Consider the following 23061-nt stretch of genomic DNA (forward strand, 5'->3'; position numbering starts at 1 on the left):
GGGCGGGGAAAAGCACGTTCATGCGCATGCTGGCGGGGCTGCAGCCCCCTGATTGCGGGCATGTCACGCTGCTGGGCGATGACATGAGCCGGATCAGCCCGACATTACGCGCCCGGCAGCTTGCCTTCGTGCCACAGGATGGCGGGACGCCACCCCCCATGCCCGTGCGCGCGCTGGTGGCACTGGGCCGTCTGCCGCATGGGCAGGTCAATGCACATGCCGCCCATCACCCGGCGGTGGCGTATGCCCTGGGCGCCACCGGCCTGCTGGACCTGTGCGCGCGCCCGGCCAGCCACCTGTCCGGCGGGGAACGGGCGCGCATGAACCTGGCGCGCGCACTGGCCACTGATGCGCCGGTCATACTGGCCGATGAACCGATCGCGGCACTCGACCCGGCGCATGCCCTGTCGATGATGCAGCTTTTCCGCCAGCAGGCGGGGCAGGGGAAGGGCATTGTCGTCGTACTGCATGACCTGGTGCTGGCAACCCGGTTCTGTGATGAACTGGTACTGATGGACAAGGGCGCCGTCATCCGTCATGGCCCGGCCACGCAGGTGCTGGATGATGACATCATGCGCACGGTTTACGGGGTCACGGCCCGGCGGGTGGACGGGGCCGTCCTGCCATGGGCACTGTGCCGCTGATCGTGCATGATTTCCCAGTGGCCATTACCCGCGCGCGATCCTGTGCGCCTTTGCCTTGTTCCCGCGCAACGCAACCGTACGACCATAAAAAAAGCCGGGGCACCATTCCGATGCCCCGGCTTTTTTATGCATATGGCTCCCGCCCTTATAGACTGTTTGAAAAGTCAATTCATGACAGTGCTTTGAAATCAATGGAAGTTTTCGGTAAAGCGATTTGCGGAAAGCTTCAAAAGGAACGCCGCTTTTTTTCAAAAAAGGCAGCGCCCGAAAACCTTTATTTTTATAAACAAACTGTTTTTTAGACGGTTTTTTACTTCAGCCCATCCACAAAGGCCGCGATACGGCGGCATCCTTCGCGCAGGGTATCCGTGCTTGTGGCATAGGAAATACGGAAAAACGGACTCATGCCATAGGCCGCGCCCTGCACGGACGCCACCTGCTGTTCTTCCAGCAGCGCCATGACAAAATCGGCGTCTGTCGCGATCAGGCGGCCACCGGCCGAAGTCTTGCCCATGCACCCGCTGATATCGGGATAGACATAGAACGCACCCTGCGGCGTATGGCACTGCACGCCGGGAATGGCGTTGAGCAGGGAGACCACCAGGTCACGCCGCGCCTGATATTCCGCCGCACGGTCCTTCAGGAAATCCTGCGGGCCGTTCAGCGCGGCCACGGCGGCGGCCTGCGCCAGCGTGTTGATGCCGCTGGTGGACTGGCCCTGCATGTTGTTCATGGCCGCAATCAGTTCGCGGGGGCCGCCACAGTAGCCGACGCGCCAGCCGGTCATGGCATAGGCCTTGGACACGCCGTTGACGGTCAGGACACGGTCCTTCAGCCGTGGTTCGACCTCGGCGATCGTGCAGAAGGTGAAGCCGTCATAGATCAGGTGTTCGTAGATGTCATCGGTCATGATCCAGACCTGCGGATGTTTCAGCAGGACGGCGGCGATGGCTTCCATGTCCGCGCGCGGGCAGCATGCACCGGTGGGATTGCCGGGGAAGTTCAGGACCAGCCACTTGGTCTTTGGCGTGATCGCGGCTTCGAGTGCCGCGGCCGACAGGCGGAAGCCCCCTTCGGCGGGGCAGGCCACGGACACGATGGAAGCCCCGGCAAGGCGGGCGATATCGGCATAGCTGATCCAGCTTGGTGTGGGCAGCACCACCTCGTCACCGGGGTTGATGGTGGCCATCATGGCGTCATAGATGATCTGCTTGGCGCCGTTGGCCACCAGGATTTCATCCAGTGCGTAATCAAGGTGATTTTCACGCTGGAACTTGCCCTGCACCGCCTTTTTCAGCGCGGGCTTGCCATCCTGCGGCGGGTATTTGGTGTCACCCGCGCGTGCTGCGGCAATCGCGGCGTCCACGACATGTTCGGGGGTGGGGAAGTCGGGTTCGCCTGATGACAGGCTGACGATCTTCATCCCTTCCGCCTTCAGCATCGATGCCTTGTCGGTCATCGCGGCGGAAGCCGAAATCCCAATTCCATTCAGTCGATCCGCAAACCCAGGCATCAGACGTTCTCTCCACTTCTACTCATGTAACAGGACACAATGCTCACACCGCATCGTAAATCGTTTCGACGCGGCTTAGATACCGACGAAAATCATCTGGCCCCATACAACAATACTATGAAGGCCGGATTGCGCCTTACCCCGCCTGTCCATCCATGCGGATCGGGTTGCGCACCATGGCTAGCGACAGCCCGGCCGCAATGACCAGCGCGGCGGCGCACATATACCACGCCATGTCAAAACTGCCGGTCCATGCCACGATATATCCGGTCAGGATGGGCGACAGCAGCCCCAGCGAATTGCTGCATGTCAGCGTCACGCCGGTCACGGCGCCCATTTTCTGGCCATCTTCCACCATGTCGGTCAGCAGCGCGGTATTGGCGCCATTGGCCGCCATAAGGCAGGCCAGCGCACCCGACAGGACCAGCAGGATGGGCATCATCGTATGGAACTGCGGCAGCAGCCCGATCGTGGCGGCACCGATCAGGCAGGTGGCGACAACAAAACGGCGGGAGGGCGGATGAATGCCATTGCGGAAGACCACATGTTCCAGCACCCGCCCGATAACGACCGCGCCAATGGCCGCGGCCAGATAGCACAGGGCCGTGCTGTTGCCGGTGCCGGTGGTGTTGATGTGCAGTTCATGGATCAGGTACAGCGGCATCCACGACATGACCAGGAAATTCAGGTAATTCTGCGTACACTGCACCACCAGTATCCCCAGGAAGGACGACGAGCGGAACAGGTTCCTGATTTCCCGCACGGTGATGGGCCTGCGCGGCGCGGCATCGGCCTTCCGTGCGGGGTTGCGGTACACCAGCCACCACACCAGCGCCCATGCGATGCCCACCGCGCCCAGCGCCATGAATTCGCACCGCCACCCGAAAAAAGTAATCAGGTACGCCCCCGCGATCGTGCCACCGGCCAGCCCAAGCTGCATGCCCGTCAGCAGCACGGTCATGACCGACCCGCGTTCGCGTGGCTGCGCCCAGTTGCGCACCACGGTGGCCCCCACGCCAAAGGTCGGTGCCTCGCCCACCCCCAGCAGCACGCGCGTCAGCAGGAACTGCGTGATGTTCTGCGCCATGCCGCCCAGCAGCATGGCGAAAGACCATATGCCCACGGCAAAACTGCCGATGGCGCGCGCGCCCACCATGTCCAGCACGATGGTCGATGGCAGGTTGAGCAGGAAATACGACCACAGGAAACTGGATGAAACCCAGCCCATCTGCACCGGTGTAAGGGAAAACTCCCTGCCCATCGAAGGCAGGGCAATCGACAGCGCGGCACGGTCGCCATAGCTGATGGCGTACATCAGGAACACAAGAAAGAAAAACACGTAGCGGGCCGGAATGGCACGCCCGCTTCGTGCGTCGGTGGTCATTTCACCTGTTGTCACGCTGTAGGACTCCTGGTGTGCCGTGAATTACGATTGGGTGGGGACCGCCATGCGTGGACCGTGCCTCATGGTGGGGTGCCGGTGGCCGCGTCCATCGTGCCCTCCGCCACGGCTTTCTGCTTTGCGGGGCGGTCATGGCGCAGCATCCACACGCCGGAGCCGATGATCAGCAGCCCGCCAATCACCATGGCGACGCCGGGTATTTCACCGAACCCGAACCACCCGATCAGCGCCGCCCACAACAGCCCGGAATAGGCAAAGGGGCCAATGGCGGACACCTGCGCCGAGGCAAAGGCCTCGGTCTGCAGGACCTGCGCGATCCCTGCAAAGGCACCGACGGCGACAAGGCATGCGGCCTCGGTCATGCCGGGTGTGGTCCAGATGAAGGGCAGGGGCAGCGCGGTCATGAGCGTCATCAGGATTGCCTGCCACAATGCGATGGTGGTGCTGGATTCCGTGGCCGAAAGCTGGCGGATCTGCATGGTGGTCAGCGCCCCCACCGCGCCCTGCGCCAGGGCAACGAAATAGGCCCAGCCGGGCACCGCGCCGCCCGCACCATGCAGCAGCCCCTTGCCAAGGGCGACCACGATCACGCCCGAAAACCCCAGGCAGACCGCGATCCAGCGCTGCAGCGACGGCCGTTCATGCAGCAGCGGAATGGACAGCAGCACCAGGAACAGCGGCTGCGTGTAGGACAGCACCTGCTGTTCAGCCAGCGGCAGGCGCGTCACGGTAATCACCACCATGATCATGCTGATCAGGCCAACGACCGAACGCAGGACATGACCGCCAAAATGGCGTGTTTTCAGGACAATGCCCGTGCGCGATGCGATCAGCAGCACGAAGGGCAGGGAAAACAGGTTGCGGAAGAAAATGATTTCCAGCGCGGGCAGCGACGACCCGGTCAGTTTCTGCAGGGCATTGAGGGCGGCGGTAAAAAATGTTGCCGATGCCAGAAGAAGGGCACCACGTTTCAGGTCATGCTTCATTTTGTCCGTACCTCAACTGCACGACATGGACGGGAGCGCGCTTCATGAAAGATCAGTCTGGCCGGTCATCCCCGCCTGTTTTCACGTTACGACACCGTAACGCATGGGGCGCATCCCGGGTCATAGGAGTTCGTTGCGGCGCAATAAGAAATTCTTATGGGTAGGGGACGGATCAGTCCCCAAGCTGGCAGGCAGGCGTCAGCACGCCGCCACTGGCCTCGATTTCCGCACGGATGGCGCGCGCCAGTTCCAGTGACCCCGGCGTGTCGCTGTGTACCAGAATGGACCGGGCCTTTACCGGCAGGCGCTTGCCGTCAATGGTCGTGACCGACCCGTCCTGCAGGAACTGCCTTACACGTGCGCGCACGCCCGCCAGGTCGTGAATGACCGCCCCTGGCTGCCCACGCGGCACCAACGTGCCCGCCGTGGTATAGGCCCGATCGGCCAGGAACAGCGTCCGTGCCCGCAGCCCGGCTTTTTCCGCCGCGCGCTCGGTCGCCTGACCGGGCATGCAGAATACACTCAGGTTCCGGTCAAGGGCGGCAATGGCCCGCGTCAGGCGCAGGGCAAGGGCTTCATCCGCATTGGCCATGTTGCCGAACGCCGCATGGTAGCTGACATGGGTGACACGGTGGCCATGGCGGGCGGCAATGCCCTGCAACGCGCCGATCTGGTAGCACATCATGGATTCCATGTCCGCGTCCGACACGGCCATGTTGCGCCGCCCGAAACCCATAAGGTCCGGCAGGCCGGGATGGGCACCGATGCCAACGCCCTTTTCCTTCGCCATCTGCACGGTGCGGTCCATGATGGCGTAGTCACCGGCATGGAACCCGCAGGCGATATTGGCCGAAGACACGGTATCCATCAGCCCGTCATCATCGGCAATGCGCCACCGGCCGAAGCCTTCGCCCATGTCGGAATTGAGGTCGATCTTCATGCCTTGTCTCCAGACTTGATGCCAGCGCGGCAGCGCGCGGATGTGCGGTAACGGGCGACCATCATGCGCAGGTCGTCCAGGTAGGCATCGACCGGCCGCATGGCGGCGACCCCTTCGGCAAAGCTGCATTCATGAAAGCGGATGCGCGTGCCGATCCGCGCCTGCGCCAGCCGCCACAGATCGGCTTCGATCACAGTGGCGATGCGGGGATAGCCGCCCACGGTATTGGCATCGGCCAACTGCACGATCGGCTCGCCCGCCGGTGGCACCTGCACGATACCGGCAATGACACCGTAGGAGCGCAGTTCAACCCGGTGGTGCAGTTCCAGCGGCGCGCCCGACAGGCGGTAGCCCACGCGGTTGCTCTGCGGTGTGATGCGCCATGGGGTATCCCACAGGCGCTGCCGGGATTCAGGGGTGAACAGTTCGTAATCGGTCGCCGGCATCGCGCGCAGGCTGATGACCTTCGCATCATCCTCGCGGGACACGGCATCCAGCACCGTTGCGGGGGGCAGGGCGCCGTAACCCGACACATCCAGCGTGGCCCCCGTGGTTTTCAGCGTATCGCCTGCTTCCAGCGGGCGACCGTCCAGACCACCAAAGCCGCCACGCAGCTGCGTGCTGCGCGATCCCAGCACCACGGGCACCTCGATCCCGCCCGCGATGCAGATATAGCCGCGCGCGCCCGACCTGGGTGGCCCCACGCGCAGCACCTGTCCCGCCGATACGGTTTCAACCATCCATGGCAGCATGGTGCGGCCATCGATTTCGATTGCGGCGTCAATGCCTGTCACCGCAAGGCTGGCCGGTGCGTCAAAGCGCAGCACGAAGGGATAGGTCTGCAGTTCGATACAGGCATCATCCACGGGGTTGCCCAGCAGGATATTGCCCACCCGCAGCGCAAGGGTGTCCATCACGCCCGATGTGCCCACGCCAAGGTTGCGGTAACCGGGGCGGCCCAGATCCTGCACCGTGTTCAGGGCGGATGTTTCAAGGATGGTAATCACAGCGCGATGCTTTCGGGATAAAAGCGGATACGGTCACCAATGGCGAACAGGGCGGGCGGCTGCCTGTCGGGATCGAACAGGTTTATGTCGGTATAGCCGATGGAATTCCACCCGTTCGGCCCTGTCAGCGCGGAAATGCCCGCCTGCATGCCGCCAATGGTGACGGTCCCGGCCAGCATGTTCAGTGATGGCACGGTCTTGCGCGGGGTGGCGATGCGCGGGTCCAGCCCGTGCAGGTAGCCAAAGCCCGGCGCGCTGCCTATGGCGCAGACGGTGTATTCACTGCCGTGGTGAATGGCGATGACCTCTTCGGGCGGCAGGCCCGCATGGGCGGCGACAGCGGCCAGGTCATTGCCCAGTTCACCGCCATAGCGTACGCCGATTTCAAACAGGCGGCCTTCGATATGCCGTTCGGGCAGGGTGTCCCATGCATGGCGCAGCCAGTCGGCCACGGCCTGCGGGCTGCCGGGGGGTGCCGCGAAGATCAGCATGAGGTTGGTCACGCCCGGAATGAGTTCGCACACATCGGGCCGTGCCTGTGCCGCGTCCATCAGTGCCCAGATCCGGCGCTGGTGGGCCATGGTGAAATCCCCCGGCGCCTCGAACAGCATGGCACGGGTGCCGATCATGCTGATGGTGGGTGCTGCACGGGTGTCGCGCGCCACGTCGTTCTTCATATCCGTGTTCAAAATACACAGTCCCTGGAACAGTGCTGGTCATATCCCGGAAAATGACAGGATCCGGTATCGGGCCTGAACCATGATAATACAGGTTTCGCGGCATCTGGTGCCGACGTGCAAATTATGGCCGTTTGCGTAACGATGAACAGTGCAATTCTGGTTGTATGGCTATTGGATAATCTTATGGATCAGGGTGATAGCCGGGCCATCGTATATTGTTATGGCGTGAGAACGAAGTGCTCTTGGCGCTGGCGGCACGGGGTCGGTAGCATGTAGTGAATAGCTGAGCATCCGGGATCCGTTGTGGGGCCGGGTGGGATTAGTTTCTCTGTTCAGGATCGGGTTTTCTTACCATGAGCAACCAGCCGTACCGTACCGCCCTCGTCACCGGCGCATCCTCCGGCATTGGCGCGGAAATCGTCCGCCGCCTGTCAAAAGAAGGGATCGAGGTGCATGCCCTGGCGCGTGACGCGGCGCGACTGGAACAGCTGTCACGGGAAACCGGCTGCGTCGTGCATGCCGTCAGCGTATCCGACCAGGCGGGGATCGAGGCGCTGGTCAAGGGGCTGGAAATCGACATCCTGGTCAACAATGCCGGACAGTCGCGCACGGGCAACATCACCAATACCACGCCGGAAGATATCGATGCGCTGGTTGACGTGAACCTGCGTGCGGTGCTGCAGCTGACCCGGCTGGTGGTCGCGGGCATGATCGAACGTGACCGCGGGCATATCGTCAACATCACCTCCATTGCCGGGCATTATGCCTTTGCGGGCGGCAACACGGTCTATCATGCCACCAAGGCCGGCGTGCATTCGCTGTCGCAGCAGCTGCGCTGTGACCTGTTCGGCCACCGCATCCGCGTGACCGAGGTCTCGCCCGCGCGGTGCGAAACCGAAGTGTTCGGTCGCCTGATCGGCAACATGGAAGAAGCGAAGAAGCGCTTTTTCGATGAATATGAGTCCCTGCTGCCCGAAGACATCGCCAACTCCGTCGCCTTTGCCGTCATGGCGCCGCAGCGCATGAATGTCAGCTTCATGGAAGTGCTGCCGACCATGCAGGTGGTGGGCGGCCTGAACTTCGCCAAGAAGACGTCCGGCGCGGCGTAAGACTGGTGGATCTCACGTATGTCAGGCGGCTGATCGACCTTATGGCCCATGCCCCGGTGACGGAGCTTGAGGTTGAGGAAGGTGGCTGCCGTATCCGCATCGCCCGTGGTGGTGGCACGCAGCCTGCCGCAACCCCCGCACCTGCAATCGCCGCCGTGGACACGGGCAGTGCGCCTGTGGCCACGGCCCCCGCGCCGGCAGCGCCCGTGGCGGACGCCGTCATCACGGCCCCGTCCTATGGTGTGTTCCATCTCTCGCCATCGCCCGGTGCGGCGCCCTACGTCACGGTGGGGCAGGACGTGCAGGCCGGGCAGGAAGTGGGACTGGTCGAGGCCATGAAGGTGTTCAACGCTGTCCGCACCACGCAGGCTGGCAGGATCGCCGCCGTGCTGGTGGAAGACGGCACCGAAGTGGAGGCGGGGACCCCCCTGTTCCGGCTGGCATGAGTGAGACCCCACGTTTCAACCGGGTGCTGATCGCCAATCGTGGCGAAATCGCGCTGCGTATCCAACGTGCCTGCCGCCAGCTTGGGCTGGAGACGGTGGCCGTGTATTCCGAAGCCGATGCCGACAGCCGCCATGTGCACGAGGCCGATATCGCCCTGTGCATCGGCCCGGCCGCCGCCGCGCGCAGCTATCTGGATGCTGACGGGCTGCTGCTGGCCGCCCGCCTGACCGGGGCGCAGGCCATCCATCCCGGTTACGGCTTCCTGTCGGAAAATGCCGATTTCGCCGATGCGGTGGAGGCAGCGGGCCTGACCTTCATCGGGCCGACGGGTGCGTCGATCCGCATGATGGGCGACAAGATTACCGCCAAGCGCGCCATGCGCGACGCGGGCGTGCCGTGCGTGCCGGGATCGGACGGGCCGCTGCCCGCGGACATGGACGCGGTGAAGGCCATTGCGTCGCAGGTGGGCTTCCCGGTCATTGTCAAGGCATCGGGCGGTGGTGGCGGGCGCGGCATGCGCGTGGTCGAGCGCGAGGCCGACCTGGCGCAGGCCGTCACACTGACCGCCAAGGAAGCGCAGCAGGCATTTGGCAACCCGACGCTGTACCTTGAACGCTTCATGCAGAAGCCGCGCCATATCGAAATACAGGTGCTGTGTGACACGCACGGCACGGCACTGTGGCTGGGGGCACGCGACTGCTCATTGCAGCGTCGCCACCAGAAGGTGCTGGAGGAGGCGTCCGCCCCCGGCATCGCACCCGAAACGATTGCCGAAATTGGCGAACGCTGCGCCGAAGCCTGCCGCCGTATCGGCTACCGTGGCGCGGGCACGTTCGAATTCCTGTATGAAGACGGCGTGTTCGCCTTCATCGAAATGAATACCCGCGTGCAGGTCGAACATCCGATTACGGAAGAAACGACAGGCATCGATATCGTGGCCGGGCAGTTGCGCGTGGCCCAGGGCGAAGCGCTGGATATCGCGCAGTCGGACATTCCGCTGCTGGGGCATTCCATCGAATGCCGCCTGAATGCGGAAGATCCGTTCACCTTCATGCCCTCGCCGGGTACCATCACGCGCTGGGACCTGCCCGGTGGGCCGGGTATCCGGGTCGATACGCATGTTGTCGCGGGCTATACGGTGCAGCCCTATTATGACTCGCTGATCGGCAAGATCATAAGCCATGGCGCAACCCGTGCCGAAGCCATTGCGCGGATGCAGGTGGCGCTGGCGGAAATGAAGGTGGAAGGGGTGTCAACCAATATCGCCCTGCACCGTGACCTGCTGGCGGACCCGGATTTCCGGCATGGCGGGGTGGACATCCACTATCTTGAACGCTGGCTTGCACAGAGGACGGCCCCATGAACAACCGGTCCGAACAGTTGGTGCCCCACTTTGACCGCCTGCCCGAACCCGAACAGATCGCGCAGATGGCGACATGGCTGGCGCAGGCGGGGCTGGACAGTCTGGAACTGACGAATGAGGCGGCGGGACTGAAGCTGCGCATCCGTGTGGGACAGGCAGGCACGGCCCCGCCCGCAGCGCAGGCCGCGGCCCCGCAGGAGGATGCCGGGGCAGGGCATGTTGCGGTAAAAACGCCCTATTTCGGTCACCTGTGCCTGACCCATCCGTCGCGCGATACGCCCTTTGCCCCGGTGGGGACAGGGGTGGCGCAGGGGGATGTGGTTGCCCTCCTGACACTGGACAGCCTGCAGGTGCCGGTTATCGCGCCGGTGGCAGGCACGGTGGTGGATGTTGTGGGACAGCCCGGCGCGCTGGTCGGATATGGCGCGACCGTCATGCACATCCAGCCCGACTGATACACACCGGCCGAATACTGTGCGCCATACGGGCAACAGTATTCGGCGCGGTCGGGCGTGCTGTTTTATTGACGTGACATGTGGGCAGCATGCACGGGACTTCGTGGATGGTGCCGTTATTGCGGGCGCTGGTCCGGTTTGGGTCAGTAAAGATCCCACAATCATAAGAACGTTTTTGGTAAAGCTTTTTTCAAAAAGCTTCGAAGAATGCAGCCTTTTTGAAAAAAGACGGCATCCGGAAACTTTTATTGTTTCATCAACAGATTGTTTCAAGGCAATCTTTTAACCTGCATAGGCTGAAATGATGAATATGCCCCCTTCGGCACCAGACGCCGCGACCTGTACCCCCGCAGGCCAGGCCCGGCCCGTGAAGCCGGGGACGGCAGTGCCCGGTCAGCGCACGGAGCGCGACCTGTTGGGCGAGGTCATCATTCCCCCCGGTGCCCTGTGGGGCGTGCATACAAAGCGCGCGCTGGATAACTTTCCCATAAGCGGCACGACGGTTGGCACGTTCGGGGAACTGGTGCAGGGACTGGTGACGGTCAAGCAGGCGGCGGCCCGGGCCAATCTTGCGCTGGGTTACCTGGATCGCACGCGCGCCGACGCCATTGAGGGCGCATGCCGGTGGATACTGGAAAATCCCGCCTGTCATGACCAGTTTGTCGTGGACGCCATGCAGGGCGGGGCTGGCACATCGACAAACATGAACGCCAATGAGGTCATTGCCAATGTGGCCCTTGGGCTGCTGGGGGAAAAGCCGGGCACATATGCGGTGCTGCACCCCAATGACCATGTCAACATGGCGCAGTCCACCAATGACGTTTATCCGACAGCACTCCGTCTGGGCCTGTTGCTGGCGGTTGACCCGCTGGTGCGCGCCCTTGAGGGGCTGCACGGGGCGTTGGGTGAAAAGGCGGAAGCGTTTGGCGCGATCCTGAAGGTCGGCCGCACGCAGTTGCGCGATGCCGTACCCATGACCGTGGGGCAGGAATTCGGGGCGTTCCGCACGGCCATCGCCACGGAAATCAGCAGTATGAAAACCCATGCCGCAGCGTTCGAGCAGGTCAATCTGGGTGGGACGGCCATCGGGACGGGACTGAATACCGATCCGCGTTATGCATCGACCGTCATGACGGAACTGCGCCACCTGACCGGACGACCCATGGCCAGTGCGCCAGATTTGATCGAGGCGACATCGGATGTGGGCGCCTTTGTCCTGTTTTCCGGCGTGCTGAAGCGCCTGGCGCTGAAACTGTCAAAGATGTCCAGCGACCTGCGCCTGCTGTCCAGCGGGCCGCGCACGGGACTGGGTGAAATCGTGCTGCCGGCGGTGCAGGCGGGATCATCCATCATGCCGGGCAAGGTCAATCCCGTCATACCCGAAGCCGTCAATCAGGTGGCCTATCTGGTCGCGGGCCATGACATGACCATTACCATGTGTGCCGATGGCGGGCAGTTGCAGCTGAATGCGTTTGAACCGATGATTGGCTACTGCCTGTTTACATCCATCAGGACATTGCGTGCCGCCATCGAAACCCTGACCACGCGCTGCATCAACGGTATTACCGTTGACCGGGCGCGGTGCCAGTACCTGTCGGACATCAATATCGGCATCATCACGGCGCTGGTGCCGGTGCTGGGTTACGATACGTGTTCAACCATTGCCAAGCGCGCGCTGGCGGAAAACCGCAGGGTGACGGACCTGATCGTGGAAGACGGCCTGCTTTCCCCCGAACGGCTTGCGGCCCTGCTGCGCCCCGATGCGCTGACCCGCCCCAATGTCGGGCGGGCGGGCTGAACCCGTCAGCCGAAAGGCTGGGCGCCGGGCCAGTTATGCGAGGCGGCCATGGCCTGGGCCAGTTCAATGAGCAGTTCGCGCACCGCGACGGACGCTTCCGTTTCAGGAATGATTTCAGGAACGCACAGTGACACGTCTTCCTGAATGACCGGGTTGCGCAGCGGGTAAATGCGCGAACGTCCCGGTACGACAATACGGCTGGCGACGGACCATGGCAGGATGGTGCTGCCAATGCCTTCCTCTATCGCGCCCTGCAAGGTAATCAGTGCCTCGATTTCCGCAACGATGCGCGGTTCAAGCTGTTTGCGCATGAAGGCCATGTCCACGCTCTTGCGGACAAAGTTGTGCCTGGGCGGCAGGAGCAGGGGCGTGTCGGCTATGTCCACCAGTTGCACCGCCCCGGTTTCATCCTGCGGGAATTCTAGCCCGTGGGGGGCGAGCAGGAAGAATTCCTCCTTCATCAGCGGGGTGAAGATAACCCCCTTGATCGGTCCCGCGCCGTGGATGACCGCCATGTCCAGCCGCCCGGTCATGATCAGTTCACTGTAGATGTCATCAAAGCTTTCGGTCAGGTGCAGCGTGATGTTGGGCAGGCACGCGCGCACGCGCTGCAGCAGCTTGACCGACAGCGTGGACCCCGCGCTGTAGGGTGACAGCCCGACCGATACCTTGCCCACCAGCGGTCCGGCCCCCTGGGTTATTTCAACCATGGCCCGGTCGAACTGTTTGGTCAGGGTCTGCGCGTGCCGGTACAGTTCCGACCCTGCCGTGGTGGGTGTGACGCCGCTTTTACTTCTGATGACAAGTTTCTGCTTGAAGGCGTTTTCAAGCGTGGCCAGCTGCTGGCTCAACGCGGGCTGTGCAATATTCAGCAGGTCAGCCGCACGGGAAATGCTGCCAAGGTCGATGATTTTAATAAAAGCCTGCAGTCGCCGTATATCCAACTGGAACTCCATAAATATTATAGGCTTGGGCTTTATTCCATTGATAATAGGGATATTTCTGGAATTGTCAATATATTGTCATGTGCGTACGGAACGTTTCGGCAAATGAACGCTTTGTGCGCGCAGGGGCGGGGCATGACGGCTTGATCCGTTTTCGAAACAGGATTCCTGATACTTGCGATGTATAGTGTCCAAAATGCGACGGGTCCAAAAAACTGAAGCATTTTCAGTTATATAATTCATCAAACCCCAATAAGAACCGCAGCCGTCCCTGAACATATCAATAATCCATATGACGCCACATCGTAACGAATGCGCATCATAACCTTGCACATATTCGTTACCAAACGTCCGGTTCGCGTTTTCAGGGGGGGAAGGCAGATGTCAGGCCTATCAAAGCGGAAGTTATATCTGGTGGCTGGGGTCGCGTTCGGTACGTTCGTACCGGTTGTGGGTGAAGCCGCGACGGCAGCCGTTTCATCCCCTGAAAAACATTACAGGGTTGCCCCCACCAAAAAGACGACGGTCGTAAAGCACGCCACGCCCACGGCGCTGCGCGCGTCCGACCAGCCGGAAGTGATCCATGTGGGTGGCCACCAGACCAACTCCATCTTCTCACCGGGGGCAGCGCGCCACAGCACCACGCAGGTGACGGTCGTGACCGGTGCGGAACTGCTCAAGACCGGCCAGACCAATGTGCTTTCCGCGCTGGCGCAGGCCAACCCCGCCATTACCACAGCCGCCCTGCCCGGTGGTGGCGCAAGCTCCTTTGTCCAGACCATGCAGCTGCGCGGGCAGTCGCCTGATGACACGCTGATCCTGGTGAACGGCCATCGCCGCCATATCGGTGCCAACTTCAATTCCAACGCGGGCACCAACTGGGGCAGTGAACCGGCCGATATCTCGCTTATCCCCATCACGGCGATCGACCATATCGAAGTCATTACCGAAGGCGCGTCCGCGCTGTACGGTCAGGACGCCATTGCCGGCGCGGTCAATATCGTGCTGAAGCGTGACACGCATGGCGGCACCGTCAATTTCAAGAACAGCGGCTATTACGCGGGCGACGGGCAGGGGCTGGATGGTTCGGCCAGCTATGCCATGGCGCTGGGTAACAAGGGCGGCTACCTTGACCTTGCGGCACAGGTCACCCACCAGCTGCCCACGACGCGCGGCGGTGATTTCTATGGCACCCTGTTTTCCGATGCCACGCGCAATGCAACGGCGGACCGTAACGTGCAGCGTGGCCTGGGCCTGCCCAAGTCCACGCTTGAGACGCTGAGCGAAAACATGTCCGTTCCCTTCGCGCACGGGTTCAGCTTCTACAGCACGTCCACCTTCTCGCACCGTCGCGCCAACGTGCCTGAAACATACCGCGCCAATTCAGGGGCGGATGAATGGATCAACCCGTCGCTCTACCCCAATGGTGACCAGCCCTACATCACCATGGACCAGTATGATTTCGAGACGGATAACGGCATCCGCGCGCGCAAATTCGGTTTCGCGTGGGATGCGTACGTAACCTATGGCCGTGACCAGCAGAAATACGGTACCAAGGATTCCGAAAACGCCACGATGTCGGGTGGATCCTACGTCTATGACCCCACCCAGACATCGTTTTATGATGGTGAGTCGATTTCGTCCGAACTGACGACGGGGCTGCGGGGATCGCGTTCGTTCCACACCGGCCTGCTGCCCAAGGACATCAACCTGAAATTTGGCGCGGAATACCGTCACGATACCTTCCAGATGACGCAGGGTGAAACCGCATCATGGGGCGGGCAGGGGGCAACCGATCACCCCGGTAACGTACCCATGGCGGTCACGAACCAGAACCGTGACGTGTATGAAGGTTTCGTCAACCTTGATTTCTACATCACCAAGAAGTGGGAATGGACGATGGGCGGTCGGGTTGACAGCTACAACAACCTGGCCACTGTCGAGACCGGGTCCATCGGCACGCGCTACAACTTCAACAAGCGCTGGGCCATCCGCGCCAACATCAATTCCGGCTACCGGCCGCCCACGCTGGGTGAAATGTCCTATTTCTATTCAGCGCCCTATCCCGGTTACACCGTGGACCAGGTGCCCGCGAACAGCGCCGTTGCCAAATACCTGGGTGCCGGCACCATGAAGGGCGAGTATTCGCGCAGCTATACGATCGGGCTGGATGCGACGCCGGTTGATGACTTCCACATCACGGGCAACCTGTACTACATCGCGATCAATGACCGCCTGGGCAGCACGAAATCCTATACGGTCAATGCCAATGATACCGAACTGGAAAAACTGCTGGCAGCGGCGAATATTTCCAGCGCAACGTCGCTGTCATACTATGCCAACCTGTACAACACCCAGACATTCGGCGGTGACCTGAGCGCAGATTACACGCTGCATACGCACCGCTTTGGCAAGTTCCGCTTCGCCATGGGCATCAACTTCTCCGATAACGAGATCCGTTCCGCCCGCAACAACCTGGTGAACGAATACACCAAGGAAATGGTCCTGCATTCCGCGCCCAAGAACCGCGAGCAGATCAGCGTGAACTGGCAGTATAAGAAATGGTCGGTATTCCTGCAGGAAATGCGTTATGGCTCCATCACCTACATGGCGGCCCCGACCGGTCCCGGTTCCGTTCCGTTTGAACAGAACCCGGCCTTCATCACCAACCTGGAAGTGGACTACAAGCCCATTCCGCGGTGGACCATCGGTGTCGGCGCCAACAACCTTGGCAACAAGTACCCGACCCGCATTTCCAGCGCGATCGCCAATTCGCAGCAGGGACTGGCGAAATATGCATCCTATTCCCCCTATGGGTTCAATGGCGGGATGTATTACGTCAAGACGTCCCTCGATTTCTGATACGGCCTGACATACAGGCAACGTCATGACCGGACATGGCTGATGGTAACGGCTTCCTTTCCCGAACGGTCGGGAAGGGGGGCCGTTGACCTGTTCCGGCGGGGCGGTATCGGGGCGCCAGCCCACCATGCTTCACGTTTCCCCCATACCCCGGCGCATATCCATGCGGTCCCGCGGGCGTTATGGTGAAAAATGGGGAGGAGCGGAAATGTGCAACCTTTATGCCATGACAGCCGGGCAGCAGGCGGTCCGTGCGGCAGCGCGGGTCATGACGGACCGTACCGGCAACCTGGCGCCTCTGCCCGATATCTGGCCCAATACCCTGGCGCCAATCGTGCGCAACACGTCTGGCGGCCGCGAACTGGTCATGGCGCGCTGGGGTATGCCCACGCCGCCGAATTACCTGAAGGGGCGCCGTGTCGACCGGGGCGTGACCAATATCCGCAATCCGGCATCAGCATGGTGGAAACGCTGGGAAGGGGTCGCGTATCGCTGCCTTGTACCGCTTACGGCCTTTTCTGAGCCGGAACGCCAGCCCGATGGAACCAGCAGGCCGGTCTGGTTCGCCCGTACCGACGGGGTGAAGCTGGCTTTCTTTGCCGGGGTCTGGTGCCAGTGGACATCGGTGCGCAGGCTGGCGGATGGCGAGACGACGGATGACCTGTTCGGATTCCTGACCACTGCCGCCAATCGGGAAGTGGGATCAATCCACCCCAGGGCCATGCCCGTCATCCTGACCACGCCGGATGAACTGGATACATGGATGAATGCGCCCGCACCCGAGGCCCTGCGCCTGCAGCGCCCGCTGAACGATGGTGTCCTGACGGTCGTGCCTGCGCCCCTGTCGCACGGATAGGGTCCGGGCGGTCAGTTCATGTACCACCCGCCGTTGAGGTTGATTGTCTGCCCCGTGACATAGCCGTTGCGCAGCGTCGCGACCGTCAGGTCCGCGACCTCATCCGCCGTGCCAAACCGGCCCATCGGGATCATGTCGGGACGTATGGCGGGATTGTTGGCAATCATGTCACTTTCGATCAGCGCGGGTGCGATCGCGTTGACTGTAATGCCTTCACGCGCCAGCAGGTTGGCGTAGGAATGCGTCAGTCCCAGCATGCCCGCCTTGGATGCCGCATAATGCGGGCCGATCACGCCGCCAGTCTGTGCCGCGATGGATGACATGTTGATGATCCGGCCCCACCGCGCCTGCCGCATCGGGGGCAGGACGGCCTGTGTCATGAGGAAGGCGGATGTCAGGTTGGTGCGCAGCAGGTCGTTCCAGTCCTGCAGTTCAATCCGGTCCAGCGGCACCAGACGGGAAATCCCGGCGTTATTGACCAGAACTGTCACGGTACCGAGGGTATCGCGTGCCTTGCGCACAAGGGCTGCGACATCATCCGCTTCGCCCACATCGGCACGGATGGCGACCGCACGGGACCCCATGGCCTCGATCCTGGCGCAGACTTCGCGGGCGGCGGCTTCATCAGAATGGTAATTGACGGCGACATGCACCCCCGCCCGCCCAAGGGCAAGGGCCACCGCGCGACCGATCCCGCGTGATCCGCCGGTTACGATCGCGACACGGCCGGAAAGGGTATTGTCGATCGGCGTGCGGGTATCTGGTGTCATGGCGTTCCGGTCTCCAGGCGTGTGCAGGGCAGGGGGCTGCATTATACGGCCTGTCCGGGCCTTGTCGAAAACCGTGCCATGCCATGGCCGGTACCCGGACCCGCCATGCCGGGTGTCGGCATGCGCCACGGGTACGGTCTACTTTCCCGCGTTTTTCCGGCGGGTTTCAGCCGCCTTTTTTGCCGAGGCCGAACGTTCTTCCGCCGTGCGGCGCGCCGACGCCGCCCCGCCGGCCTTTCCGCCCCTGCGCGCGGGTTCGTGCGTTGTGGCGTGGCCCCGGCCTGAACCGCTTTTTTTGCCGCCCCCTGTCTCCTTGTTGACGGTGGCCCAGGCGCGGCGTTCGGCCTCGTCCGCGCTGACGCCATGGGCTTCGTAGCTTTCCCCGATATGTTCGGCCTGTCGTTTCTGCTTGTCCGTGTAGGCGGATTTGTCACCACGCGGCATGATCCATGCTCCTGTTCCAGGTGGCTGGCGGGGCGTTCCGTCCCCCATGCGGCCAAAGGCCCTTCGGTGTGACAATGCCGGACCATGGAAAAAATTTGCCTGCCCCACGCATCATATCGGCCCGCGCCGGGCATGCCGTGGACCCGGACGCGGCGGTCTGTCCATCGGGCATCATGGATAAAAGCGCGCCGCGATGCGCGCGGGGCAGGCATCGGGCACCGGCGTGTCAGGCAGGGCCGACGGGGGTTTTCGTATTTCTGTTACATTTTGCAAAGTGGCTATCCGACATTGCAAATGCTCTTCTATCGCTATTGTGGGGCAAGAGGTGTACAGACTCCCTTCATCCAGATGGAAGACCCACATGACGACCGTTCGCCGGAATAGAGCCATTCCAACAAAGATGGATCAGTCCGTCCGCATGCGCCCTGCCACCAGCCAGGGAGGCCGTTTCAATCATGAAGGGGAGGCAGATCAAGGAATTTCATCATAATGACCGATACCTGCAAGGTCCTGATGATCTTCCCGCTCTTCAACGCCAATTCATTCTGGAACTATCAGGAAGCCTGTGATCTGGCCGGTGCGCGCTATCCGGCCGCACCGCTCGGCCTGATTACCGTTGCGGCCCTGCTGCCCGAAAACTGGGAAATCCGGCTGGTCAACCGCAATACAGAACAGCTGGATGATGCGGATTTCGCATGGGCTGATATCGTGATGACCGGCGGCATGCTGCCGCAGCGTAACGATGCCCTCCGCATTATCGAAATGTGCCGTGCCTGTGACAAACCGGTGGTGGTTGGCGGCCCCGATGTCACATCCAGCCCCGCGCTTTACAGTGATGCGAATTTTCAGGTCCTGGGCGAAGCCGAGGAAATCATGGTCGATTTCATCGCCGCCTGGCGGCGCGGTGACCGGCAGGGCGTGTTCGAAGCGCCGATGGGCAAGACCGATGTCACCAAAAGCCCGCTGCCCCGCTTTGACCTGCTGAAGCTGGACCAGTACCTGCATGTTGGCGTCCAGTTTTCGCGCGGGTGCCCGTTCAGTTGCGAATTCTGTGATATTATCGAACTGTATGGCCGGGTGCCGCGCACCAAGACCAATGCACAGGTCATGGCCGAACTCGATGCCCTGTACGCCCTTGGCTATCGCGGGCATGTGGATTTTGTTGATGACAACCTGATTGGCAACAAGAAGGCGCTGAAGAAATTCCTGCCCGACCTGAAACGCTGGCAGGATGAGAAGAAATTTCCCTTCGAATTTTCGACCGAGGCCTCCATCAACCTCGCGGATGATCCAGACCTGCTGCGCAGCCTGTCGGACACGAATTTCTTTGCCATATTCGTCGGTATCGAAAGCCCGGATACGGACTCCCTCGTGCTGATGCAGAAAAAGCAGAACACACGGCGTAGCCTGCAGCAGAGTATCGAGACAATCCACAAGGCCGGGATTTTCGTCAATGCGGGCTTCATCGTGGGCTTCGACAGTGAAAAGGGCAGCGTTGCCCAGGGCATGATCGACTGTATCGAGGATACGTCGATCCCGGTCTGCATGGTCGGCCTGCTTTATGCCCTGCCCACGACGCAGCTGACGCGCCGCCTGCTGGCGGAAGGCCGTCTTTTTTCCGGCAGCGAACAGACGCAGTCGGGTGACCAGTGTACGGCCGGGCTGAATTTCGCCACCAGCCGCCCGCGTCGCGACGTGCTGAACGATTACAGGACGGTGCTTGCGGCCATCTATGAACCGGTCGCCTATTTCGGCCGTGTCCGCGGGCTGGGCCGGATGCTGAAGCGCGGGCGCGCGCACCGGATGATAAAGGGCGACCTGCGCAGCTTTGTCCGGCTGATGTTCCGTATCCACCGCGCGGGACCGGGAACAGCCAGACAGTTCTGGCGCATGATGCTGGATTGCGCCCTGCATAACCCGCGCGCGCTGCCCTATGTGGTGATGACCAGCGCGCTATACCTGCATCTTGGCCCGTTTTCGCGGCAGGTCATTGCCGAGATTGACCGCGAGATCGCGGATGTGGACCAGGGCCGCTGGCATGCCCCGCCTGTCATGCGGCCTGTCGAGGCGGAGCTTGTGCCCGCCTGATCCGGTCTGGCGCGGGTGTAAAAACCCGCTGCCAGCGGGGCAGGGAAGTCGGCCTGCCTCCACCGCAGTTGAAGCCTGGGGGATGGGGTAAGGCATCATTGCCTGATGATGGGCAGGATCACCACGTCCGTTCCCGCTCGCGGCATCCCATAATATGCGCTCAGGCGCGGCGAGGAAGAAGTGTACGGGGCAAAGGCCAGAACGGCTTCACGGGAATTCCATGCATGCGGACGGATTTCCATGGCCCCTGACAGACGGGCGCAAGCTTACCCCTGCTGGGAGACTATCGCGCATCATATTGATTTTATGGGAGTTCTGACCGGAGCGGTGGTGGGCGCAACAGGGATTGAACCTGTGACCCCTACCATGTCAAGGTAGTGCTCTACCGCTGAGCTATGCGCCCTAACCGCTCCGGTGAGGTGGCTTTTACTTGCCCTTTCAGGGGGATGCAACCCCTGTTTTAAAAAAAATCGCATTGACCGCAAACCGGCCTCCTGTCCCTATGGCAGGCATGTGCTGTACTGCTTTCCCGCCTGTGGCCATCCGGGGCTGTCCGTGGCCGTTACCCGCGGCAAAAACGCCGTGACGGACCCCGCCATGCCGCCGTTTCATATCCACCACCCCGATGGGGCGGGGACGCCCGTCATCGTGGCGTCGCCACATTCGGGCCGGAATTATCCGGCGGAATTCCTGCGTATGTCGCGGCTGGATGCACGGTCCCTGCGCCGCAGCGAGGACTGTTACGTGGATCAGCTGTTCGCATCCGCACCGGGGCGGGGTGCGACATTACTGCACGCGACCTTTCCCCGTGCCTATTGCGATGCCAACCGCGAGGCATGGGAACTTGACCCCACCATGTTCCGTGAAAAACTGCCTGACTGGTGCAATACCACCAGCCGCAAGGTACGGGCGGGCTTTGGCACGATCGCGCGCATTGTTTCCCATGACGGGCCGATCTATCCCCGCCCGCTGCCCTTCAGCGAGGCCGAGGCCCGCATCCGCACCTGCTGGCAGCCCTATCATGATGCGCTGGCCGGTCTTGTGGCCGACAATGTGGCACGGCATGGCGGCTGTATCCTGCTGGATGCCCATTCCATGCCCATGCTGAAGGGGCGGGGCGCACAGCCGGATTTTGTTCTGGGGAATGCGTGGGGCACGGCGTGTTCGCCGCAACTGACGGCGCTGGTGGAACGCACGCTGCTGGCCCATGGGTACAGTGTCGCGCGCAATGTCCCGTTTGCCGGTGGCTACGTCACGCGGCATTACGGCCGCCCGCGCCGGGGCGTGCAGGCGCTGCAGCTGGAAATCTGCCGGGCGCTGTACATGGATCAGGATACACTCGCCCCCCATGCGGGCTTTACGGCATTGCAGGTCGTGCTGGGGGATCTGGTGGACCGCCTGGTACAGTATGGCGGCATGCTGGAGCAGCAGGCGGCGGAATGAAAAAAGGCCGGGCATGATACCCGGCCCCTGTCGCATATCAGGCAGTCTTGGTGGGTACCGCGCCCTGCGGTGTCTGGGTATTGACGGCTTCGGGCAGCAGGTGCGCCAGAACCGGCAGGATGGTGGCGGCCGGCAGGCCGGTCTTGTCCACCATGGCCTGAACCTGCTGGCTGCTGAGCAGGCTGCGCAGTTCATCTGTGGAGATGGGCAGGTTGTGGCCATCTCCGATCCACGAACGCACCTTGTCCCCCAGCCCGGCCTGTTCCGCCTGCGTTACCAGTGAACCGATGGTCGCGGGCGTCAGCAGCTGCGACAGGTAGGAATGCACCTGCTGCGACAGGCCCGATGCGCCCGCCAGGTCATTCAGCTTGCCCATGACGTCATTGAAGATACCGCTCATTCTGCTCTCTTTCCCGTCTCTCGTATGTGTGGGGACCCGACTATACTACACGACATACAGTTATAGGAAATTTATATAAGACGGGCCAAAAAAAAGCGGTGCATATGCACCGCTGAGTTTAGGGAGGAAACGTCCAAGAAGCAGTTGCACAAGGCAGTCTGCTTCCGACCCTTATGATTGTCCTCACGGGGTTGTGTCAACAAAAAAAGCGGCGCTTACCGACGGGCCTGGTACATGTGCCATGAAAGCAACGTTTTCGCGTCCGTCATGCCAATATCGGGCACCGCCGACAGGTCAATGACCCGCAGGTGGATGTGTTCATGTTCCCGTGCAACGCCGGTCTGCCGGTCGCGCAGGGCCTTGGCCAGCGTCTCGTTTATGTTCAGTTCGGCATAATACAGGCCTATTGCCTCATCACAGCCGCCGGGGGACAGCCAGACATCGGTCAGCTTCACCAGATCCTGCGCGCGCACCTGCAGGTCGGCGCCGACTTCTTCCGACAGTTCACGCACCGCGGTGCTGACAAACGCGCCACCGTCCAGCATCCCGGCGGGCAGCGCCAGCAGGTCAGGTTTCGCCACGGGTACCCGTGCCTCGCATGTCAGTACGGTGCGGTCGGGATAGCCCGGACATTTCAGCACCAGCAGCACCGATACGGAATCCCCGCGCAGCAGGGCCAGTCCCGGCACGGGGTTGCCTTCATGCAGGGCGTCGGCTTCGACCAGTATGAACCCCATGCGTTGCGCGTCAAAGGCAATGGCGTCGCGCACCAGCACATGACGCAGGGTAAAGCGCGTGCGCATCCCGTCATACCACCGCCGGAAATGCGGCGCGGCCAGCACGCGCGCCTGAAGGGCGGCGTCAATGCCGGGAGCGAAGGAAATAATGTCCGTCTGGTCCATGGTATCCG

At 61.9% G+C, this 23061-nt stretch carries 22 protein-coding genes and 1 tRNA gene; 11 read left to right on the plus strand and 12 right to left on the minus strand.

Going from position 1 to position 23061, the window contains the following annotated elements; all coding sequences use genetic code 11:
- Together F1542_RS02880 and F1542_RS02885 are read left to right on the plus strand one after the other, a co-directional pair.
- A partial coding sequence (locus F1542_RS02880) for an ABC transporter ATP-binding protein (RefSeq protein ID WP_193731720.1) occupies window positions 1–644 on the plus strand: 644 nt, incomplete at its 5' end.
- A complete protein-coding gene (locus F1542_RS02885; protein WP_193731721.1) occupies window positions 626–946 on the plus strand; it encodes a hypothetical protein in 321 nt (106 codons plus the stop codon). The genes F1542_RS02880 and F1542_RS02885, both read left to right, overlap by 19 nt.
- A gap of 8 nt (window positions 947–954) precedes the next feature.
- Here F1542_RS02885 and F1542_RS02890 read toward each other — a convergent pair whose 3' ends face one another.
- From F1542_RS02890 to pxpB, 6 genes are all read right to left on the minus strand, one after another.
- A complete protein-coding gene (locus F1542_RS02890; RefSeq protein ID WP_193731722.1) occupies window positions 955–2157 on the minus strand; it encodes a pyridoxal phosphate-dependent aminotransferase in 1203 nt (400 codons plus the stop codon).
- 136 nt (window positions 2158–2293) lie between these two features.
- A complete protein-coding gene (locus F1542_RS02895) occupies window positions 2294–3541 on the minus strand; it encodes an MFS transporter (protein WP_193731750.1) in 1248 nt (415 codons plus the stop codon).
- A gap of 80 nt (window positions 3542–3621) precedes the next feature.
- Entirely contained in the window at window positions 3622–4545 is a 924-nt protein-coding gene (locus F1542_RS02900; protein ID WP_193731723.1) for a DMT family transporter, read from the minus strand.
- Between the two features lie 172 nt (window positions 4546–4717).
- The gene (locus tag F1542_RS02905) at window positions 4718–5485 is read right to left on the minus strand and encodes a LamB/YcsF family protein (RefSeq protein ID WP_193731724.1); all 768 of its coding nucleotides are present in this window, start codon (window positions 5483–5485) and stop codon (window positions 4718–4720) included.
- Window positions 5482–6492 (minus strand): biotin-dependent carboxyltransferase family protein, encoded by a 1011-nt coding sequence (locus tag F1542_RS02910; RefSeq protein WP_193731725.1) that lies wholly within the window; start codon window positions 6490–6492, stop codon window positions 5482–5484. The genes F1542_RS02905 and F1542_RS02910 overlap by 4 nt, the downstream gene beginning before the upstream one ends.
- The gene (pxpB, locus tag F1542_RS02915) at window positions 6489–7169 is read right to left on the minus strand and encodes a 5-oxoprolinase subunit PxpB (protein ID WP_193731751.1); all 681 of its coding nucleotides are present in this window, start codon (window positions 7167–7169) and stop codon (window positions 6489–6491) included. The genes F1542_RS02910 and pxpB overlap by 4 nt, the downstream gene beginning before the upstream one ends.
- Window positions 7170–7525: 356 nt before the next feature.
- Between pxpB and F1542_RS02920 the strand changes: the two genes are divergently transcribed.
- From F1542_RS02920 to F1542_RS02940, 5 genes are all read left to right on the plus strand, one after another.
- The gene (locus tag F1542_RS02920) at window positions 7526–8281 is read left to right on the plus strand and encodes an SDR family oxidoreductase (protein WP_193731726.1); all 756 of its coding nucleotides are present in this window, start codon (window positions 7526–7528) and stop codon (window positions 8279–8281) included.
- A gap of 5 nt (window positions 8282–8286) precedes the next feature.
- Entirely contained in the window at window positions 8287–8727 is a 441-nt protein-coding gene (locus tag F1542_RS02925) for a biotin/lipoyl-containing protein (protein WP_193731727.1), read from the plus strand.
- Entirely contained in the window at window positions 8724–10091 is a 1368-nt protein-coding gene (gene accC, locus F1542_RS02930; RefSeq protein WP_193731728.1) for an acetyl-CoA carboxylase biotin carboxylase subunit, read from the plus strand. Before F1542_RS02925 ends, accC begins: the two co-directional genes overlap by 4 nt.
- Entirely contained in the window at window positions 10088–10546 is a 459-nt protein-coding gene (locus F1542_RS02935) for a biotin/lipoyl-containing protein (protein ID WP_193731729.1), read from the plus strand. The genes accC and F1542_RS02935 overlap by 4 nt, the downstream gene beginning before the upstream one ends.
- A gap of 310 nt (window positions 10547–10856) precedes the next feature.
- Entirely contained in the window at window positions 10857–12344 is a 1488-nt protein-coding gene (locus tag F1542_RS02940; protein WP_227672425.1) for an aspartate ammonia-lyase, read from the plus strand.
- Window positions 12345–12349: 5 nt separating this feature from the next.
- Here F1542_RS02940 and F1542_RS02945 read toward each other — a convergent pair whose 3' ends face one another.
- A complete protein-coding gene (locus tag F1542_RS02945) occupies window positions 12350–13288 on the minus strand; it encodes a LysR substrate-binding domain-containing protein (protein WP_193731731.1) in 939 nt (312 codons plus the stop codon).
- 381 nt (window positions 13289–13669) lie between these two features.
- Between F1542_RS02945 and F1542_RS02950 the strand changes: the two genes are divergently transcribed.
- A complete protein-coding gene (locus F1542_RS02950; RefSeq protein ID WP_193731732.1) occupies window positions 13670–16150 on the plus strand; it encodes a TonB-dependent siderophore receptor in 2481 nt (826 codons plus the stop codon).
- A 208-nt stretch (window positions 16151–16358) separates the two neighbouring features.
- On the plus strand, window positions 16359–17006 hold the full coding sequence (locus F1542_RS02955; protein ID WP_193731733.1) for an SOS response-associated peptidase: 648 nt from the start codon (window positions 16359–16361) through the stop codon (window positions 17004–17006).
- 11 nt (window positions 17007–17017) lie between these two features.
- Here F1542_RS02955 and F1542_RS02960 read toward each other — a convergent pair whose 3' ends face one another.
- Together F1542_RS02960 and F1542_RS02965 are read right to left on the minus strand one after the other, a co-directional pair.
- Window positions 17018–17776 (minus strand): 3-oxoacyl-ACP reductase family protein, encoded by a 759-nt coding sequence (locus tag F1542_RS02960; RefSeq protein ID WP_193731734.1) that lies wholly within the window; start codon window positions 17774–17776, stop codon window positions 17018–17020.
- 138 nt (window positions 17777–17914) lie between these two features.
- Window positions 17915–18220, minus strand: coding sequence for a plasmid stabilization protein (locus F1542_RS02965; protein WP_193731735.1), 306 nt, complete (start codon window positions 18218–18220; stop codon window positions 17915–17917).
- A 489-nt stretch (window positions 18221–18709) separates the two neighbouring features.
- On the opposite strand from F1542_RS02965, the gene F1542_RS02970 reads away from it, so the two are divergent.
- Window positions 18710–20308: a B12-binding domain-containing radical SAM protein gene (locus F1542_RS02970; RefSeq protein WP_193731736.1), complete on the plus strand. Its 1599-nt coding sequence runs from the start codon at window positions 18710–18712 to the stop codon at window positions 20306–20308.
- 328 nt (window positions 20309–20636) lie between these two features.
- On the opposite strand, the gene F1542_RS02975 is transcribed toward F1542_RS02970, so the two are convergent.
- Window positions 20637–20711, minus strand: a tRNA-Val gene (locus F1542_RS02975).
- 194 nt (window positions 20712–20905) lie between these two features.
- On the opposite strand from F1542_RS02975, the gene F1542_RS02980 reads away from it, so the two are divergent.
- Window positions 20906–21751, plus strand: coding sequence for an N-formylglutamate amidohydrolase (locus F1542_RS02980; protein ID WP_193731752.1), 846 nt, complete (start codon window positions 20906–20908; stop codon window positions 21749–21751).
- Window positions 21752–21788: 37 nt separating this feature from the next.
- On the opposite strand, the gene F1542_RS02985 is transcribed toward F1542_RS02980, so the two are convergent.
- Together F1542_RS02985 and F1542_RS02990 are read right to left on the minus strand one after the other, a co-directional pair.
- On the minus strand, window positions 21789–22151 hold the full coding sequence (locus F1542_RS02985; RefSeq protein ID WP_010509386.1) for a YidB family protein: 363 nt from the start codon (window positions 22149–22151) through the stop codon (window positions 21789–21791).
- A 215-nt stretch (window positions 22152–22366) separates the two neighbouring features.
- The gene (locus tag F1542_RS02990) at window positions 22367–23053 is read right to left on the minus strand and encodes an NUDIX domain-containing protein (RefSeq protein WP_193731737.1); all 687 of its coding nucleotides are present in this window, start codon (window positions 23051–23053) and stop codon (window positions 22367–22369) included.
- Between the last annotated feature and the right edge of the window lie 8 nt (window positions 23054–23061).

Source organism: Komagataeibacter sp. FXV3 (assembly GCF_015155755.1).
GTDB lineage: Bacteria > Pseudomonadota > Alphaproteobacteria > Acetobacterales > Acetobacteraceae > Komagataeibacter.